Source organism: Acetobacterium malicum subsp. dehalogenans DSM 11527 (assembly GCF_000472665.1).
GTDB lineage: Bacteria > Bacillota > Clostridia > Eubacteriales > Eubacteriaceae > Acetobacterium > Acetobacterium malicum.
This window is the reverse complement of record NZ_AXAC01000017.1, coordinates 76,872-92,965: the sequence shown is the minus strand read 5'-3', so window position 1 is coordinate 92,965 and position 16,094 is coordinate 76,872. Positions and strand designations below refer to the sequence as shown.

Here is a 16,094-nt window from a genome sequence, read left to right as displayed (position 1 = left end):
GTAAGGGGCAAGCGTCATTTCAATGCCCTTGCCCCTTAATTAAATACTCTATTCTATATCAATTTTCGCAAATACACAAAACTTGAAACGCTCCCTTGGTACAGGCCTTTGTATGGCCCTTGGGCTATTACTTCCGCAGTTGTTTCACGCTATCGGTGCAGGATCGGTTTTTTTACCCATGCATATTCCCGTTTTACTATGTGGCCTTTGCTTTGGCTGGCAGTATGGCTTAGTCTGTGGTGTCATTACCCCTCTGCTATCCTCCATTTTAACAGGGATGCCGCCCATTTTCCCGGTGGGTTTATCCATGATGTTCGAACTTGGCACTTATGGAGCCTTGTCAGGTCTCCTGTATCGGAAATTTAATTTAAATATCTATGTTGCATTAATTGGTTCCATGCTGGCAGGACGCATCGTATCTGGTCTTGCATCGACCCTTTTTTATGGCATGGCGGGAAAAGAATATGGAGTACAACTCTTTTTAACCGGGGCTTTTGTAACATCGATACCCGGAATTATCCTGCAAATTGTCATCGTTCCATTATTGGTCATTGCGCTTGAAAAAAGCCGTGTTGTTTTACAACCAATAAAATTAAATGCATAGGAGTGCTCAAATGAATCATTGTCAATCAACTAAAGAATATTTTGATAGCGTTGCAAATAAGTGGGACACCATGTGTCATCATAATTCCCAAAAAATATCAGCAATTCTGACTCTGGCGAATATTAAAAAAAATAGTCGCATTCTGGATATTGCGACCGGAACTGGGGTACTGATACCGTATTTACTAAAGACTGAGCCCGCTGAAGTCATTGCCATCGACCTTTCAGAATTGATGATCGCCCAGGCGCAAAAAAATCATACTGATGATCAGGTTCGATTTGAAGCGGCTAATTTTTACGAGTTTGATCAAACTGGATTTGATTTTGCAATCGCATATAGTGCGTATCCACACTTTTTGGATAAGGAAGCGTTCGTCCGGCGTCTTGTCGAGAGTCTGAATCCCCAGGGTCGTTTTATGATTGCACATAGTGAAAGTAAGGAAACAATTAATAGTAGGCATTCTGGAGATAAAGTCCGAAAAGTCTCAGCTTCACTAAAAGATGCGCCAAGCGAGTCCAATTACTTTAAATCAGTATTTGAGATTGATATTCTCGTTGATACGGATGAAATCTATATCATTTCCGGGAAAAAGAGATAAACCAAAGTAATCAGCAAGAAGTATATTGCTTTGACTGAATTAGAGGCTGCTTTTGTAAAAATAACCTGAATACAAACTATATCTGTGATGCGGTTTGTATTCAGGTTATTTAGATTGTTAAACAATTAATTTTATTTTCTAAAGTAGCTATATAGCGCAGCCCGATACCACTTAAGGTATGTTCACGGCGCATGATATAACCAGCGTGTAAAATCTGATTGTGCTCGGAAAATTCGATCGTCTGAATCTCGTTTGATTTTGAATGCATCTTGTCACCATCACTGTTGGTCAGATCAGGACCGATGCTGAAACAATCGGTACCGCGAACTAGGGCAATCTTGGTGCAACGGTCAATAACGTGAATGTTTTTATCCAGGATTTCATTAAAGACTATTTCTTCCGAAAAATGAAGAAGATTGTCATCGCCCTGATCATAGGTGACAAAGGGGTAGGGCTTCAGGTCATCAAGAGTTAGCGATTCTTTTTTAGCGAGGGGATGCAGTTTTCTTAAAAAAACATAGGATTTTATTTTCCCCAGAATATGAAATGAAAGATTGCTGGTATCTAAAAGTTTCTGCATGGTATTCAGGTAATGATCGTTAATGCACATGACACCGATTTCGCTGCGGCGGGTGGCCACATCATGGATGACCTCGTGGGTTGGACATTCTCGAATGGCAATATCATAGCGGTTCAAGCCGATTTCATCGATAATTTTGATGAAAGACATGGTCGAAAAAGGCAGCCGCTGGGTGGAGACGGAAAAGCGCATCGGGATTGATTTCTGATGCTGATAACGTCGCTCCAGATATTCGGCCTGCTCGACGATATCCCTGGCATGGTTTAGATAATCCTGACCTTCATAGGTTAATTCAACGCCACGACTGTTTCGCTTGAATAACAGAATCCCCAGGCTAAGCTCGACTTCTTTGATCGCTGTGGATAAGGTGGATTGGGAAATATAGAGCGCTTTGGCTGCCGCCGAAATCGACTGATGCCTCGAAATTTCGATCATGTATTTCATATTCTGTAGTGAAATCATTGGTTTCCTCCTGTTTATTTATCCCTATACTATCAAAAATATTGATAGCTGGCAATTGGAAATTACTAGAACCGCTCAATTGTTTGTCCCCCTTACTTGTGATATAATACGTCACAATTGAATAACAAAGTATAGTATGAAAATCGGTTAAAATCCGATGCGGTACCGCCACTGTAAAAGTGAGCCGCTGTAAATTGATCAACACTGGAAAGAAATTTCTGGGAAGTTGTTACAGCAGGCGATGATCTTAAGCCAGGATGCTTCTATATTTTGTCATAACCAAGCCTAACGGATTATTGGGCGAGGGATTTATTTTTATAATAAAACTCTTCTGTCTAATAATTCAGAAGAGTTTTTTTTATTGGAGGGAAAATGAATCTAGACAACAAACGGATCGCATTTTATGGCAAGGGAGGGATTGGTAAATCGACGATTGCCGCCAATGTATCGGCAGCGTTGTCAAAAGCTGGGAAAAAGGTGCTTCATATCGGCTGTGACCCTAAATCGGATTCGACCCGGATTCTAGTGAAGCGACGGATTCCCACCGTTTTGAAAACACTTAAGGAAAAAGGGGAGCAGCTGAATAAAGAGGATATTTTGTTTGCGGGAGCCTACGGTGTCACGTGCGTTGAAGCTGGCGGCCCAGAACCGGGGATCGGTTGTGCCGGGATGGGTATTTCGGCGGTGATCGAGACCTTGGAAAAGCTGGAAGTATTTGCGATGGACTGGGATCTCATTGTCTATGATGTGCTGGGTGATGTGGTCTGTGGTGGTTTTTCCATTCCGATGCGCAAGCAGTGTGTTGATACGGTATATATTGTTACTTCATCAGAATTTATGTCTTTGTACGCAGCCAATAATATCTTAAAGGGAATTGCACACTACGAAACCCCGGCGCAAAAACTATTCGGCGGTTTTATCCATAATCGCTGGACCTCCAAAACCGATAAAGATGTGGTTGATCATTTTATTCAAATGACCGAAAGTCATCTGATTGCCTCTATTGAACAAAACCAGGCGATAAAGATGGCCGAGTATCAAAGAAATACTATGATTGAGGCCGATCCTCAGGCTCCTATTTCAGAGGTTATTGAGAACTTAGGAAAGGATCTGTTTTGCGAGGTCACTGCTTGTGACTCCCATCCTCTTGATGATGAAGCAATGGAAGCCCTCTTTGATTTTGTTTCAGTAAAGAACCAGGAAATCAGCAGATGAGCAGCATCGCCATTGAAGCGTCAGTCGATAATCTAGGCGATATGGCAATGGCTAAACGGATTTTTGCGATACCGGATACCTTAGTGGTGGCTATCGGCCCGCCAACCTGTATTCGCATTTTATATTTCAGAGCCTTGGAATGTGGGCAGTTGTCCAAACTCAAGCTCATTCCCATTAGCGCATTAGATTACACCTTTGGAGATTATCTGGATAAAATCAAAGGACTTATTGAAACGGCGTTACGAAAAGCCTGCCATCTAGGTATTATTCTTTATGTTTCATGTCCGGATCTACTCAGTCAGACCGATTTTGACACGATGATCCAGGGGCTTGATAATCCCCGGAAAATTCCCGTTGAGATTTTCAAACGTGGTCCCATGGAGAAACGAAAAACCAGTCCGTCTCAACGATTAGATAAGATTGCAGCAAAGATTGAGGATTTTGTTAAAACTAGGCAGTTGGTTTTATCAAAAAATGCAGATGTCTGTGAATTGCCACCGCTGGCCGCAGATTATAGCGGGGTGCTATCCTTATTCCCTGATGATCCAGCTGTGTGTCAATTTTTATTGACCGGCTCTGGTTGTGCTAACTGTCCCAGTTCCGTTGATCGGCTTAATTACAATCAGTTTATTTTTTCCCGATTTGATGACTTGCAGGCGGTTAATGGCTGCACAAATGAGATCGGTGAAGCCATTAAGAAGCGATTTCAAATGAATCATCAAACCAAAGAAATTGAATTATTTCTATCCATTGGCACACCCGTTACCTTTATGACCGGGATGAATGATCATTATTTACAGGCGAGTGATCTGTTTGCAATAACCGCTACAATTGATACCAACGGTTTTCAAACGGCCGAAGAAGGCGCTGCAAAAGCGCTATTAAAAATCGCCAGAGAGACTTTAAAAAAAGTTGGAATAAAGAAAAAGCGGATCAATATTATTGGTTATAATCCGTTTTTGTTTGGAAAAAGGCAACACTTTCATGAAATTGAAACCTGCCTGACGTCGCTGGGTTATACGGTGAACGTTCTCGGTTACGAGAGTCTGGATTCTTTTAAAACGGCTTCGGAAGCTGAGCTCAATCTTGTTTTTTCCAGACAAGGTCTGAGTATGGCAAAATGGATGGAGGAGATGTTTCAAATACCCTATCTTTTTGAGATTCCGATCGGTATTGATAGCTTTAATCGGTGGCTGAGAGACGTTGGTGAGTTGTTAAAAACAGCGATTCCAGAATCGTATTACTTGAATAAAGAGCCGCAGCAATTCCCAACTTTCCAGGTGCTGCTTCTGGGAAGAAATGAAATCCTGGATCAGCTTGAGACAGCGATCCCGAATGATTTTGGAATAACAACCATCCGGGGAATGAAAATCACTGATCTGGATTTGCAGCAGATGACTGTTACCCACGTCATTGGTGATCCGCTTTATCAAAATAGTTTTAACGGTATAACACAAAATTTTAAATTTATTCCCATGCCGTATCCCAGCCTCAGCGGCAATGCGTTTATGGAGCTGGATTATCAATACATGGGACAAACAGGCTATGCTTATTTAAAAAGTTTCTTTTCAAATAAAGTGACTGCTTAAATTAAGAAAAAATAGAAATACTAAGGAGTAGAAGAGATGAAAAAAAGATTGTTACTGGTTATGTGTATCTGTTTGATTATGTGTATCGCCATTGCTGGCTGCAGCGGTCAGGCGAAGGAGTCGGAAAGTAAAACACCGGAAAAACTGACTTCCGTGGTGGATCAGGGTGGGAATGAGGTTCAATTACCGGAAACCATCACTAAGGTTGCCATTACCCCGATTCCCTGGGCATCGGCGATGTGGACCATTGACGGCGGTAGCGAGCGGATCGTATCGATTAATCCCAGCGCAATGGCTCAATATAAGGGCAGCTTTATGCCCAACCTTGATCCGGCTTTTGCCACTATTTCAACGGCAGAAATCACCAAAGACTTTGCCATCAATGTGGAAGCGTTAATGAATTTAAAACCAGAAATCGCCTTTATCTGGAATGATCAGACGGCTGAAGCTGAACAATTAAAAGCGGTCGGGATTACCCCAGTAATGCTGAATTATGCTGAAAACCTGGATGACTTAAAAAAGGATCTGCTGCTTGTTGGTCAGGTGTTAGGAAAAGAGGATGAAGCTGAAAAACTGACAGATTATCACACTGAGGTAGAAAATTATTTTATCGACAAGAAAGCTAAACTTGACACCGTGACGAAAAAGAAAGTGTTGTATTTACAGAACAGTAAACTAAGCGTGGCTGGTGCGAAAAACATCAATAATTATTTACTTCAATTAACCGGTGGAACTAATGTTGCATCCGGACTCGATAAAAAATGGTCAGAAGTGAATATGGAGCAAATCCTAGAGTGGAATCCGGAGATTATCTATCTCTCAAATTTTGATGAAACAATGCCTGAAGACCTGTATCGGAATAAAATTGAAGGTCAGGATTGGAGCAATATCGATGCGGTTAAAAACCATCGGGTTTATAAAACACCAGTGGGAATATTGCGTTATGATGCCCCCTGCGTGGAAACACCACTGATGCTTAAGTGGATGGGTAGTATCCAACAACCGGAACTATTTAAAGATTACGATATCCGTAAAGATCTGAAGGCCTTTTATAAAGAGTTCTTTTCTCGTGATCTGACTGATGAAAATATTGATACGATTTTGAAAGTCGATGTAAATAATTAAGTCGACGGTGACAGCAAAATCAGAAAGTTGTATTAAATGTTAAAAAATATAAGTTTTAAAGAAAATCGCTTGAATTTTTCAGCTTTGCTGGTGCTGTTAATCGTAATTTTGGGAGCCCTGGTGATTGTTTCATTATGTATGGGACGTTTTCCTATTTCAATACCAGAAGTGATCCATGTGCTGGCGGCCAATATTTTTCCAATTCCCCAAGTCGGGGATGTGAATGTGGAAAGCGTCGTAATGACGCTCCGTTTTCCCCGGGTTGTAGCAGCGATTCTGGTGGGTGGTTCATTGGCTTTATCGGGAGCCGTGTATCAGGGGGTTTTTCAAAACCCTCTGGTATCGCCGGATTTGCTGGGGGTATCTTCTGGCGCCTGCGTTGGAGCCGCCATTGCAATTTTAATTGGCATCGGAACCTTTGGTATTCAGATTGGTGCCTTTGCCGGCGGTATTCTGGCAGTGGCGTTAACAACAACGGCTCCGAAGCTGATTAAAAACAGCTCCAATATGATGTTGGTTATGTCAGGGATTATTGTCGGCGGACTGATGAGTTCAATTATGGGGATCATTAAGTATATTGCCGATCCGGAAACGGAATTGGCTGAAATAACTTACTGGCAGATGGGCAGTATCGCCAAGGTGTTGCCTAAGAGTATCCTGATGGTGGCACCGGCGATGATCCTTGCAATTATCATTATCATGGTACTGCGTTGGAAAATCAATGTGCTGTCATTAGGTGAGACGGAAGCCCGAAGCCTGGGAATTAATGTGAAAACCACCCGGCGGATTGTCATTATCTGCGCCACCTTATTGACAGCCAGTTCTGTTTGTATTAGTGGAACAATCGGCTGGGTTGGTCTGGTAGTGCCACATCTGGGGCGATTGATTGTCGGCCCCAATAATATGAAATTATTACCAGTTTCTTTTGTCCTGGGAGGAATCTTTTTACTGATTATTGACACCATTGCCAGAACCATCACCAGCGCAGAATTACCGCTGAGTATCTTAACCGGTTTGATTGGCGCACCGTTCTATTTTTATCTGTTAAAAAAAGAGAGGATGAATCTGTCATGAATTTAAGGATCGCTGAACTGGGGTTTGCCTATCCCAACGGCAAACAGATTTTTACAGAGGTCAATTTCAGTCTAAAAAAGGGTGAAATATTTACTATATTGGGACCCAACGGTGCTGGAAAATCGACCTTGCTGAATTGCATTGGCAATCTGAGTGAGCCGACACAAGGGGGAATCTTCTTAGAAAAGGATAATATTAAAGATTTGTCACTGCGACAGTTTGCTAAGCAGATTGGCTATGTGCCCCAGATTCATCAGCCGACCTATGCCTTTACCGTTGAAGAATTTGTTGCCATGGGCAGAACTCCCTATTTAAGCGCCTTTAAAAAACTGAATCAGCAGGATCAGTGGGTAATTGAAGAAGCGATGGAACTGGTCAGAATTACCCATCTTAGGAACAAAGCCTATACTCAGTTAAGCGGTGGGGAACGACAACTGGTTACCATTGCCAGAGCCATTGCCCAGGAGCCGGACTTTATTTTACTGGATGAACCGACCGCCCATCTGGATTTTGGGAATCAGATCAAAACCATGAAACTGGTTAAAAAATTGTCGGATCAGGGTTATGGTGTTATTATGACAACCCACAATCCGGATCAGGTGTTTTTTATTGGTGGACGAGTCGGAGTGCTCAATCGCTCAGGAGCCTTTGAAATCGGAGTGGTGGATCAATATTTATCGGAAGAATTGTTAAGCAATCTCTACAATGAACCGGTGCATCTGTTTTACTCAGACCAGCTTAATCGTAATATCTGTACTGCGGGTGCCTAGCTGTTTAGGACAGGGGTAGCTTTATATAGGTGTGTGATAGATAAAATTCATCTTTATGGCAAGGTTAATAGGTTGCATGAATTTTTGTGCAGATAGTTCTTATCATAGTTGCTTCAGGTAGTTGAATAAGTTATTGACAAATGTTTATAATTAGGGTAAACTAACGATAGTTTAATCATATCGAATAAAAAATAAGCCAATAAGGCATTTACTCCTTGAAAGGAGTTGTGTTTTGTTGGCTTTTTTTGTTGGAAATTAAAGGAGAAAAACAAAATGAATCAGAAATTATGGGAAAAATCAGTAGCGTTTCACGGACATCATTGTCCCGGATTGGCCATTGGGGTGAGAGCATCACAGGAAGCCATTAAGGCACTTAGTATTTCATTTTCAGAAGATGAAGATGTTGTTTGTATCACTGAAAATGATGCCTGCGGCGTTGATGGAGTACAAGTCATTCTTGGATGTAGTGCGGGTAAAGGAAATTTGATTTTTAGAAATCGTGGGAAACAGGCCTTTACTTTTTTTAATCGGAATACCGGAGAAAAGATCAGACTGGTATTAAAAGCCCTGCCGGAAATGGAACGAGATGAAATGGAAGCTTATATTTTAAATGAGCCGGATGCCAGTAAAATATTTGACTTTAAAACTCCAGATTATGAATTGCCGGAACGAGCTCGGATTTTTCAGAGTGTGATTTGCGAAGAATGCGGCGAAAAGACCGCCGAGCACATGATTCGTCTGGAAAATGGCAAAAAACTCTGTGTGGATTGTTCTAATCCTTATACCCGAGGTATCTAGCAGTAGACTTCCAATACAGAATTCATTCAAGAATAAATGAGGAAAAATTTGAATATAGAAGATGTAAAACAGAAGTGGGATTATCATGAAAGAGATGTTGCGGCGAGCGTCGAAATGTGGGATTCCATGGCTCAGCAATTTGCTGAGTTTGAAATGCCAACAAAAGAGAATAGTTTCTTAATGAAAATGATCGCAGAAAAAAAGTTGATTAACAAAGACGGAAGCATCCTTGATGTGGGATGCGGTGCCGGGAAATATTCATTTGCGCTTGCTGATGCCTGTCATAGGGTAACTGGACTGGATTTGTCCCCTAAAATGATCGAAAAAGCAACGGAAAAGAAAAGCGAATTAAGTAAAGAAAATGTCGAATTCTTTGTCAACGACTGGCATGCCTCAGATCTTGAAAGTATGGGTTACAAAGGGAAGTTTGATCTGGTTATTGCCAATATGACGCCAGCAGTACGAAATGCTCATACCTTTTTGAAACTTAACGAAGCAAGCAAGGGACATTGTGTTTTGACAAAGCCGATTAAACGAAAAGATCCTGTCTCTGATGCCATCCGAAAAATGTTAGGTATTGAAGAAAAGAAAGAATCGGCGGATATCGAGGTGTTATATGCACTGGAACTACTTTGGCTTCAGGGGATGCTACCGGAAATGCATTATGAAGAGCAACTCTGGGATATGAAAAAACCCATCGATGCGGCTTATAAGCTGTATGCCAATCGGATGAAGTCCTACCGGGCATTGACTCAGGAAGAAGAAATGAAAATTAGGGACTATTTAGTATCCATTTCAACAGATGGTTACGTCGAAGAAAATGTGGAAACAACGATTGTGACAATCTGTTGGAAAGTATAAAGTAAGAATTAAAAAAATCAGGAGAATGAAATGAAAAGAATAGTAGCGGTTTTATTGAGTTTTATGATGATTGTAACCTTTGCGGGTTGCACCAATACAAAAGCAGAGACCACTAAGAGTGAAGCGACCGGGAAGGTTGTAATCGATAGCTTGGGCCGACAAGTGGAAGTGCCGGCAGAAATCGACAGTGTCGGGTCGCTTGGGGTGATGCGGCTGCTAACCTATATGGACGCGGTTGATCTGGTAAAAGGCGGGACCGATATGGACAATGTTCAGCAATTAACTCGTCCATACACCCTAGTTAATCCCAATTTTGCATCGATAGCTCAAATTGGTCAAGGCGGCTCTGGTGGAATTGTTCCCTTTGATGAAGAAATCATCAAATTGGCCCCCGATGTAATTTTTGTCGTGTCAGACTACACTCAGGCCGATGAATTACAGGCCAAAACGGGCATCCCGGTGGTGGCAGTAGCCAGTCCCGGATTATTTGATGGAAAAATGAGCGCTTCGATAGATATTATTGGTCAGGTACTGGGCAAAGAAGACCGGGCCAAAGAAGTCAATGAATTTATGGATGCCGCGCAAAAAGATCTCAATGATCGAACCAAAGACATTCCGGAAGCTAGCCGTATCTCGGTATATAATGGTGCCCTGAATTTCAAAGGCAAACATGGCTTTGATGGAACCAGCGGGAATTACGGTCCCTTCGTGGCAATCAATGCCAATAACGTGGTTGATCAAACGGGTCAAAAGACCGCTTTTACCGTGGATCTGGAACAGGTATTAGCCTGGAATCCGGAAATTATTTTCCTGAATCCAGAAAACATGGATCTGGTTAACGAACAATATGCTCAGAATCCAGACTTTTTCAGCTCACTAAAAGCAGTGCAGAACAACAAGGTTTATACCCAGTTGGCTTACAACAATAATTATACCAATGTCGAAATTGCCTTGGCTGATGCCTATTATGCTGGTGCCGTTATTTATCCGGATAAGTTCAAGGATATCAATATTGAAAAGAAAACTGACGAAATTTTTGAATTTCTGTTGGGAGAAAAACTGTATTCAAAATACGTAGCAGCCGGTCAGGGCTTTGGTCCGCTGACAATTGGCAAGTAAAAAAATGGACAACAAAAAAAAGACAGCTTGCGGCGTTAATTATGATCAATACGTTCACCGCAAGGTTTTGACCCTTGTAACGCTGCTGATACTGACATTTCTGACCGCTCTTTTTGCCATATCTGCCGGTTCCGCAGATATTCCGGTCACGGAAGTACTCAAGGCATTATTTGGATTTGGGGCGGCAAAAAATGTGTTGGTAACCGTTAATATCCGGTTACCGCGGATTCTGATGGCCATTATATCGGGCATCGGTCTGGCCGCCGCTGGCTGTGTCATGCAGAGTATTTTAAGAAATCCTCTGGCATCGGCATCGACCCTGGGGATCTCCCAGGGGGCTTCTTTCGGAGCTGCCATTGCCATCACTTTCTTGGGTGGTGGAACAGTGATGGGAAATACTGCTGATGCGGTGACAGTCAATAACCCGTACTTAACCAGTACCTGTGCCTTTCTAGCTTCGATGTTTGTAACCTTTGTGATTTTAGGTTTATCCAAAGCCCGGAAGGCCTCTCCGGAAACCATGATTCTGGCCGGGGTAGCCCTCAGTTCGTTATTTGCTGGAGCAACGGCGTTGCTTCAATACTTTTCCTCGGATGTTCAGATGGCCGCTATTGTGTTCTGGACCTTTGGGGATCTGGGCCGGGCCAGTATGCAAAATATTCAGGTGGCGGCTGTAGTGACTTTTAGCGCATTGATTTATTTTATGTTTAACCGCTGGAACTACAATGCCCTGGAATGCGGCGAACATACAGCCACCGGTTTGGGGGTCAATGTCTCCCGGGTGCGGCTGATCGGGATGACGGTGGCCTCCCTGACAGCAGCGACGATTGTATCGTTTGTCGGAATCATTAGCTTTATTGGTTTGATTGCCCCCCATATCATGCGTCGTTTCGTTGGTAATGATTACCGTTATTTATTACCAGCATCAGCCTTAATGGGGGCGCTGATGCTGCTGATCAGCGATACCTTTGCCCGACTGATCATTTCACCGGTTATTCTGCCCATCGGAGCCATTACCTCATTTCTGGGGGCTCCGCTATTCTTATATCTGATATTTAAAGGAGTTGGTCATCATGCTGAAAATTGATGCGTTGGAATTTGGATATCGATCCAACCGAAAAATTCTGGATCACATTGAATTTGATGTTGCCAATGGCGAATGTGTAGCGATATTAGGTAATAATGGTGCCGGCAAAAGCACCATGCTAAAGTGTCTGAATAAGATTATCTCACCCCAAAAAGGCCGGGTAGTTGTAAATGAGGCTGATATTCTCAAGATGACACGACTCGATATCGCCAAAAATACGGCCTATGTCGCCCAGAAAAGCGAAGGCAGCCGCATTACCGCCTATGATGCCATTTTACTAGGCCGAAAACCCTATATTAAATTGGCACCTAAAAAAGAAGACTACGAGATTGTTGAAAAGATTATTGCCAGCATGTCGCTGGAAAAATTCTCACTGCGTTATATCGATGAGTTAAGCGGCGGGGAACTGCAAAAGGTGATGATCGCCCGGGCCTTGGCTCAGGAGCCAAAGGTGCTGCTACTAGATGAGCCCACCAGCTGTCTTGATCTCAAGAACCAGTTGGAGGTACTAAAACTGATCCAGAACATTACCAAAGAAAAAGACATTGCCGTGGTCATTGTGATCCACGATCTGAACCTGGCATTGCGGTATTGTGATCGGTTCCTCTTTCTCAAAGATAATGAGATTTTTTGTTATGGCGGAATGGATGTGATGACATCCGAAAATATCGGTGCCGTCTATCAGGTTCCTGTCACCGTCGAATCTTATCAAAATCAGAAAGTCGTGATTCCCTTAACCTGAATAGAAAAAAATCTAGCTGACATCACGAATATTATAGGGAATAGTAAAGAGCTAGTACCGACAATTGTTACATCATGTTGTACGCATCAAGGCGGACACGGCGATAGCCTGTCCGATCTTGCGCGAAGGCAACGAGCCAATCACAAGCTTGCTTGTAGTTGGCGACTGCCCTCGACCAATGCGAAAGGAGCGTAGCGGATTTCGCATGGTGTGGCGAACAACAGATTAACAATTGGTCGGTACGGGGCTTGCCGTTGACCTGACTTTAGCATAATTTGTTGAACCAGGGTTTTTTTATTGTCGTTGATCTAAATAATACGATTGTCGATAGTGGTGAATTCTGATAAAATAAAAGAAAAACCAAGGAGGTCTGTTCTTATGTCAGCGTTCAAAAATACAGCACCGGTTGTTTGGTTGTTAATATCCATCGCAGTTTTTATTGGCGGTATGATTATGCTACTGAATGTTAACCTTGCCTGGGATATTATGATGATGAGCATGTCGATTATGCTGATCGTCGTGGGAATTATGTATCTGTCAGCGATTCTTCTAAAAAAGGATGAAAGTAAATTTAAAGAGCTTGGCATCGGATTGCTTTGTATCCTTGGCGGGATTTTTGTCTATTCCTATCCTCAGTTTCTCAAAGGACCCTTCAGTTTTGCAGTGGGGATGTTGGGGATCATCATCGGCTGTTTTGTCTTGATCAGCAGTTTGAAACTAAAAAATGACGGAGCGCCCTGGGTCTGGACCCTACTGGTGGCCCTGGTCTATATCGGACTGGGCATTGATATGGCTTTTTTTGCTACCACCGGACGGTTGTTTGGAATCATTTTTGGAATCTATCTGATCTTTTTTGCCTTTAATATTTTTGGTGATGCCCTGGTCAGCTTAATGAGACACAATGACGGGGCGCAAAAAGCCAAGAAACACATGCGGGTAACCCTGCCATTGGTTTTTGCAGCCTTTTTACCAATGCGGATGTTGAAAAAAGTCAATGAACTGGTGGAAGAAGAACCGGATGCTTTATTGCTATTGGAAGACCACACGATTGAACGAACCACTGACATGGAGATTTTTATCCATACCAAAGAAGGGTTGATTCCGGGAATGGGACATGTGGATGCATCCATCGGCGCGAATGTTTACAGTTATGGTAATTATGATGACTCCACCTGGAAACTGGGCGGATTTTTAGCCGATGGCGTTCTGGTTGAAATGCCTAAAGCCGAACATGTTAAACAGGCCTTGAAAGTCGAAAAGAAAATCTTGATGGGTTATGGTCTTTCGTTGACCCCGGAACAAAAAAAGGGTGTCCAGGATCAATTGGATAACCTTCTTTCTCAGGTGCTTCCCTGGGAACCAAAGGCGGAACAGGCGGAAAAGGGCGAAATTGAAGGAAGTCCAAAGGACTTTGAGGATGTTTCCAGTCAGCTTTATAATGACGCTAAAGCCAGTTTTTATAAATTTCAGCAGGGCAATGAATTCAAAACCTATTATGCCCTGGGCACCAATTGTGTCAAGCTGGTGGATACCATTGTCGGTAAAACGGGGATCGATCTGATCAAGGTTAATGGTATTATTACTCCCGGGGCCTATCTGGATTATCTGGATCGTCTCTACGACCGGGGGGATTCCATTGTGGTATCCCGGACCTTGTATCAGGATATTGAAAACAACATGGAAAAGAACGCAGAAATCAACCCGGTGTAGCTGTGCAGCTGAATTTTAAAGCAGCTTAAAATGATTATTGGTGTATTCAATGGTTCCTTCTTTTTGAAGTTTGGAAAGAACCCGGGACAGGGCACTGCGGTCCACACATAAAAAATCAGCCAACTCATTGCGGGTAAAGGGGATCTCAAAGGCGAGGTTTCCTTTTTTTTCGGCCTGCAGCGATAGATAAGAAAGAACCTTATCCTGAATAGTCCGACGTGATAATAACTGGTTTTTATTGCTGAGTAGAATATTCTTCCGGGCTAAAATCTTTAACAGATTTTCAATCAGGTGATTGTGGAAAATGCAGGAATTGGGACAGGTGTTAATAATCCGTTCGATCCCCAGAAACATCACTGTCGTATTGGTTTTAGCCAGCACAGTTACCGGGCTTTCTTTAATGCCGGCACTGGCAAATGCTTCCCCGAAAATATGACTGGGACTTAGTTCGGTGAGAATGGAACGATTACCATAATAATCCTCTTGAATGACCTGGACTTCTCCGGATAGAACGACACCAACAGCGGGCACCGGCTGACCAGTCAGCAGGATGATTTCCCCCCGGTCATAGGTTTTTTCCTCACCGCCCAGACATTGAAGCATGGCTTCGAGGTTTTCATCAATCCCATCAAATAATTTAACTTTTCTTAAAACATCTAAATTTTTATTCATAATATCCCTTTGCGTTGCATATGCAACAGTGGTTTTGGGTAGATTATATTATGATTGGTTCAAGAAATCAATACACGATATTCCAGGGAGGAAAAAAAGATGATACGAAAAATAATTACAATAGATGAAGAAAAGTGCAATGGTTGCGGATTATGCGCCGAAGCCTGTCATGAAGGTGCCATTGGAATGGTTGATGGGGTAGCAAAATTATTAAGAGATGATTACTGTGACGGATTGGGAGATTGTTTACCAAGCTGTCCCACCGGGGCAATCACCTTTGTGGAACGGGAAGCGGCAGCTTATGACGAGGCCGCCGTTTTGGAAAATATGAAAAAGAAAGAAGCAACGCAAAACAATGGCGCCCAAAAAGCAGCTGGATGTCCGGGAACTCAGGCAAAAACCATTGTCCGTGAGAGTGGAGCTGCAGACGATGGTTTGGAACCACTGGCATGTGGATGCCCCGGCTCCTCCTCGAAGGCAATTGTTCGGGAAACTGCGGCTGTGGAGAAACCGGCGGCAACAGCAGCACCTGAATCTCAATTGCGACAATGGCCAGTTCAAATTAAGCTGGCCCCGGTTAATGCACCCTATTTCAATGGTGCCCACCTGTTGATTGCCGCAGATTGTACCGCCTATGCTTATGCCGATTTTCATAATCGCTTTATCAAAAATAAGATTACCTTAATTGGCTGTCCGAAGTTGGATGCTGTTGACTATGCAGAAAAGTTGACCGAAATATTAAAGCTTAATGATATCAAAAGCGTCACTGTTGTACGAATGGAAGTTCCCTGTTGCGGCGGGATCACAGCAGCGGTTACCACGGCGCTCCAGAATTCTGGAAAAATGATTCCCTGGCAGGTATTAACGGTCACTACAGATGGAAACGTTCTGGAAAATGTCTAAAAAGCATCGTAAATTATGATATATTACAGGAATGAGTAGAAATATTATCCCTGCTGTTTCGGTAAAAGAATAATTCATGCTGTTTTGAATTGATATTTTTCCTCAACTGAGGGAATAAATAACGATAGGTGAACAGCGATTAACTCCAACTAATCGTCCTACCGATAAAATTTTGTTCTAAAATT

16 protein-coding genes and 1 riboswitch are annotated in these 16,094 nt (G+C 42.7%); of the genes, 14 read left to right on the top strand and 2 right to left on the bottom strand.

Annotated features, from left to right (window positions below; translation table 11 throughout):
* Positions 1-112 precede the first annotated feature (112 nt).
* Together A3KS_RS0108415 and A3KS_RS0108410 are read left to right on the top strand one after the other, a co-directional pair.
* A complete protein-coding gene (locus tag A3KS_RS0108415) occupies positions 113-604 on the top strand; it encodes an ECF transporter S component (protein ID WP_051355751.1) in 492 nt (163 codons plus the stop codon).
* Positions 605-614: 10 nt separating this feature from the next.
* Positions 615-1,202, top strand: coding sequence for a class I SAM-dependent methyltransferase (locus A3KS_RS0108410; protein ID WP_026394551.1), 588 nt, complete (start codon positions 615-617; stop codon positions 1,200-1,202).
* 109 nt (positions 1,203-1,311) lie between these two features.
* Here A3KS_RS0108410 and A3KS_RS0108405 read toward each other — a convergent pair whose 3' ends face one another.
* Complete coding sequence (locus A3KS_RS0108405) at positions 1,312-2,244, bottom strand: LysR family transcriptional regulator (protein WP_026394550.1); 933 nt, start codon at positions 2,242-2,244, stop codon at positions 1,312-1,314.
* A 92-nt stretch (positions 2,245-2,336) separates the two neighbouring features.
* Positions 2,337-2,526: riboswitch (cobalamin riboswitch) on the top strand.
* 90 nt (positions 2,527-2,616) lie between these two features.
* Between A3KS_RS0108405 and A3KS_RS0108400 the strand changes: the two genes are divergently transcribed.
* The 11 genes from A3KS_RS0108400 (at position 2,617) to A3KS_RS0108350 (ending at position 14,334) form a co-directional block, all read left to right on the top strand.
* Entirely contained in the window at positions 2,617-3,459 is an 843-nt protein-coding gene (locus A3KS_RS0108400) for a nucleotide-binding protein (protein WP_026394549.1), read from the top strand.
* Positions 3,456-5,048, top strand: a complete 1,593-nt coding sequence (locus A3KS_RS0108395; protein WP_026394548.1) for a nitrogenase component 1 — start codon at positions 3,456-3,458, stop codon at positions 5,046-5,048. Before A3KS_RS0108400 ends, A3KS_RS0108395 begins: the two co-directional genes overlap by 4 nt.
* 36 nt (positions 5,049-5,084) lie before the next feature.
* Positions 5,085-6,173, top strand: a complete 1,089-nt coding sequence (locus A3KS_RS0108390) for an ABC transporter substrate-binding protein (RefSeq protein ID WP_026394547.1) — start codon at positions 5,085-5,087, stop codon at positions 6,171-6,173.
* Positions 6,174-6,209: 36 nt separating this feature from the next.
* Entirely contained in the window at positions 6,210-7,247 is a 1,038-nt protein-coding gene (locus tag A3KS_RS0108385; RefSeq protein ID WP_026394546.1) for a FecCD family ABC transporter permease, read from the top strand.
* On the top strand, positions 7,244-8,017 hold the full coding sequence (locus A3KS_RS0108380; protein ID WP_026394545.1) for an ABC transporter ATP-binding protein: 774 nt from the start codon (positions 7,244-7,246) through the stop codon (positions 8,015-8,017). Before A3KS_RS0108385 ends, A3KS_RS0108380 begins: the two co-directional genes overlap by 4 nt.
* 273 nt (positions 8,018-8,290) lie before the next feature.
* Entirely contained in the window at positions 8,291-8,815 is a 525-nt protein-coding gene (locus A3KS_RS0108375; protein WP_026394544.1) for an FmdE family protein, read from the top strand.
* 48 nt (positions 8,816-8,863) lie between these two features.
* Positions 8,864-9,676 (top strand): class I SAM-dependent methyltransferase, encoded by an 813-nt coding sequence (locus tag A3KS_RS0108370; RefSeq protein ID WP_026394543.1) that lies wholly within the window; start codon positions 8,864-8,866, stop codon positions 9,674-9,676.
* Between the two features lie 30 nt (positions 9,677-9,706).
* Entirely contained in the window at positions 9,707-10,795 is a 1,089-nt protein-coding gene (locus tag A3KS_RS0108365; protein ID WP_026394542.1) for an ABC transporter substrate-binding protein, read from the top strand.
* A 4-nt stretch (positions 10,796-10,799) separates the two neighbouring features.
* Entirely contained in the window at positions 10,800-11,882 is a 1,083-nt protein-coding gene (locus A3KS_RS0108360) for a FecCD family ABC transporter permease (RefSeq protein WP_026394541.1), read from the top strand.
* Positions 11,869-12,624 (top strand): ABC transporter ATP-binding protein, encoded by a 756-nt coding sequence (locus tag A3KS_RS0108355; protein WP_035355708.1) that lies wholly within the window; start codon positions 11,869-11,871, stop codon positions 12,622-12,624. Before A3KS_RS0108360 ends, A3KS_RS0108355 begins: the two co-directional genes overlap by 14 nt.
* A 378-nt stretch (positions 12,625-13,002) precedes the next feature.
* Complete coding sequence (locus A3KS_RS0108350; protein ID WP_026394539.1) at positions 13,003-14,334, top strand: HdeD family acid-resistance protein; 1,332 nt, start codon at positions 13,003-13,005, stop codon at positions 14,332-14,334.
* 15 nt (positions 14,335-14,349) lie between these two features.
* Here A3KS_RS0108350 and A3KS_RS0108345 read toward each other — a convergent pair whose 3' ends face one another.
* Entirely contained in the window at positions 14,350-15,006 is a 657-nt protein-coding gene (locus tag A3KS_RS0108345) for a Crp/Fnr family transcriptional regulator (protein WP_026394538.1), read from the bottom strand.
* Between the two features lie 99 nt (positions 15,007-15,105).
* Between A3KS_RS0108345 and A3KS_RS0108340 the strand changes: the two genes are divergently transcribed.
* Positions 15,106-15,909 (top strand): 4Fe-4S binding protein, encoded by an 804-nt coding sequence (locus A3KS_RS0108340; RefSeq protein ID WP_026394537.1) that lies wholly within the window; start codon positions 15,106-15,108, stop codon positions 15,907-15,909.
* Positions 15,910-16,094 lie beyond the last annotated feature (185 nt).

Coding starts and splice junctions, on each gene's coding strand:
- A3KS_RS0108365 (WP_026394542.1), top strand. CDS start 9,707: ATGAAAAGAATAGTAGCGGTTTTATTGAGTTTTATGATGATTGTAACC.
- A3KS_RS0108345 (WP_026394538.1), bottom strand. CDS start 15,006: ATGAATAAAAATTTAGATGTTTTAAGAAAAGTTAAATTATTTGATGGG.
- A3KS_RS0108400 (WP_026394549.1), top strand. CDS start 2,617: ATGAATCTAGACAACAAACGGATCGCATTTTATGGCAAGGGAGGGATT.
- A3KS_RS0108340 (WP_026394537.1), top strand. CDS start 15,106: ATGATACGAAAAATAATTACAATAGATGAAGAAAAGTGCAATGGTTGC.
- A3KS_RS0108410 (WP_026394551.1), top strand. CDS start 615: ATGAATCATTGTCAATCAACTAAAGAATATTTTGATAGCGTTGCAAAT.
- A3KS_RS0108385 (WP_026394546.1), top strand. CDS start 6,210: ATGTTAAAAAATATAAGTTTTAAAGAAAATCGCTTGAATTTTTCAGCT.
- A3KS_RS0108415 (WP_051355751.1), top strand. CDS start 113: ATGGCCCTTGGGCTATTACTTCCGCAGTTGTTTCACGCTATCGGTGCA.
- A3KS_RS0108360 (WP_026394541.1), top strand. CDS start 10,800: ATGGACAACAAAAAAAAGACAGCTTGCGGCGTTAATTATGATCAATAC.
- A3KS_RS0108350 (WP_026394539.1), top strand. CDS start 13,003: ATGTCAGCGTTCAAAAATACAGCACCGGTTGTTTGGTTGTTAATATCC.
- A3KS_RS0108380 (WP_026394545.1), top strand. CDS start 7,244: ATGAATTTAAGGATCGCTGAACTGGGGTTTGCCTATCCCAACGGCAAA.
- A3KS_RS0108390 (WP_026394547.1), top strand. CDS start 5,085: ATGAAAAAAAGATTGTTACTGGTTATGTGTATCTGTTTGATTATGTGT.
- A3KS_RS0108375 (WP_026394544.1), top strand. CDS start 8,291: ATGAATCAGAAATTATGGGAAAAATCAGTAGCGTTTCACGGACATCAT.
- A3KS_RS0108355 (WP_035355708.1), top strand. CDS start 11,869: ATGCTGAAAATTGATGCGTTGGAATTTGGATATCGATCCAACCGAAAA.
- A3KS_RS0108405 (WP_026394550.1), bottom strand. CDS start 2,244: ATGATTTCACTACAGAATATGAAATACATGATCGAAATTTCGAGGCAT.
- A3KS_RS0108395 (WP_026394548.1), top strand. CDS start 3,456: ATGAGCAGCATCGCCATTGAAGCGTCAGTCGATAATCTAGGCGATATG.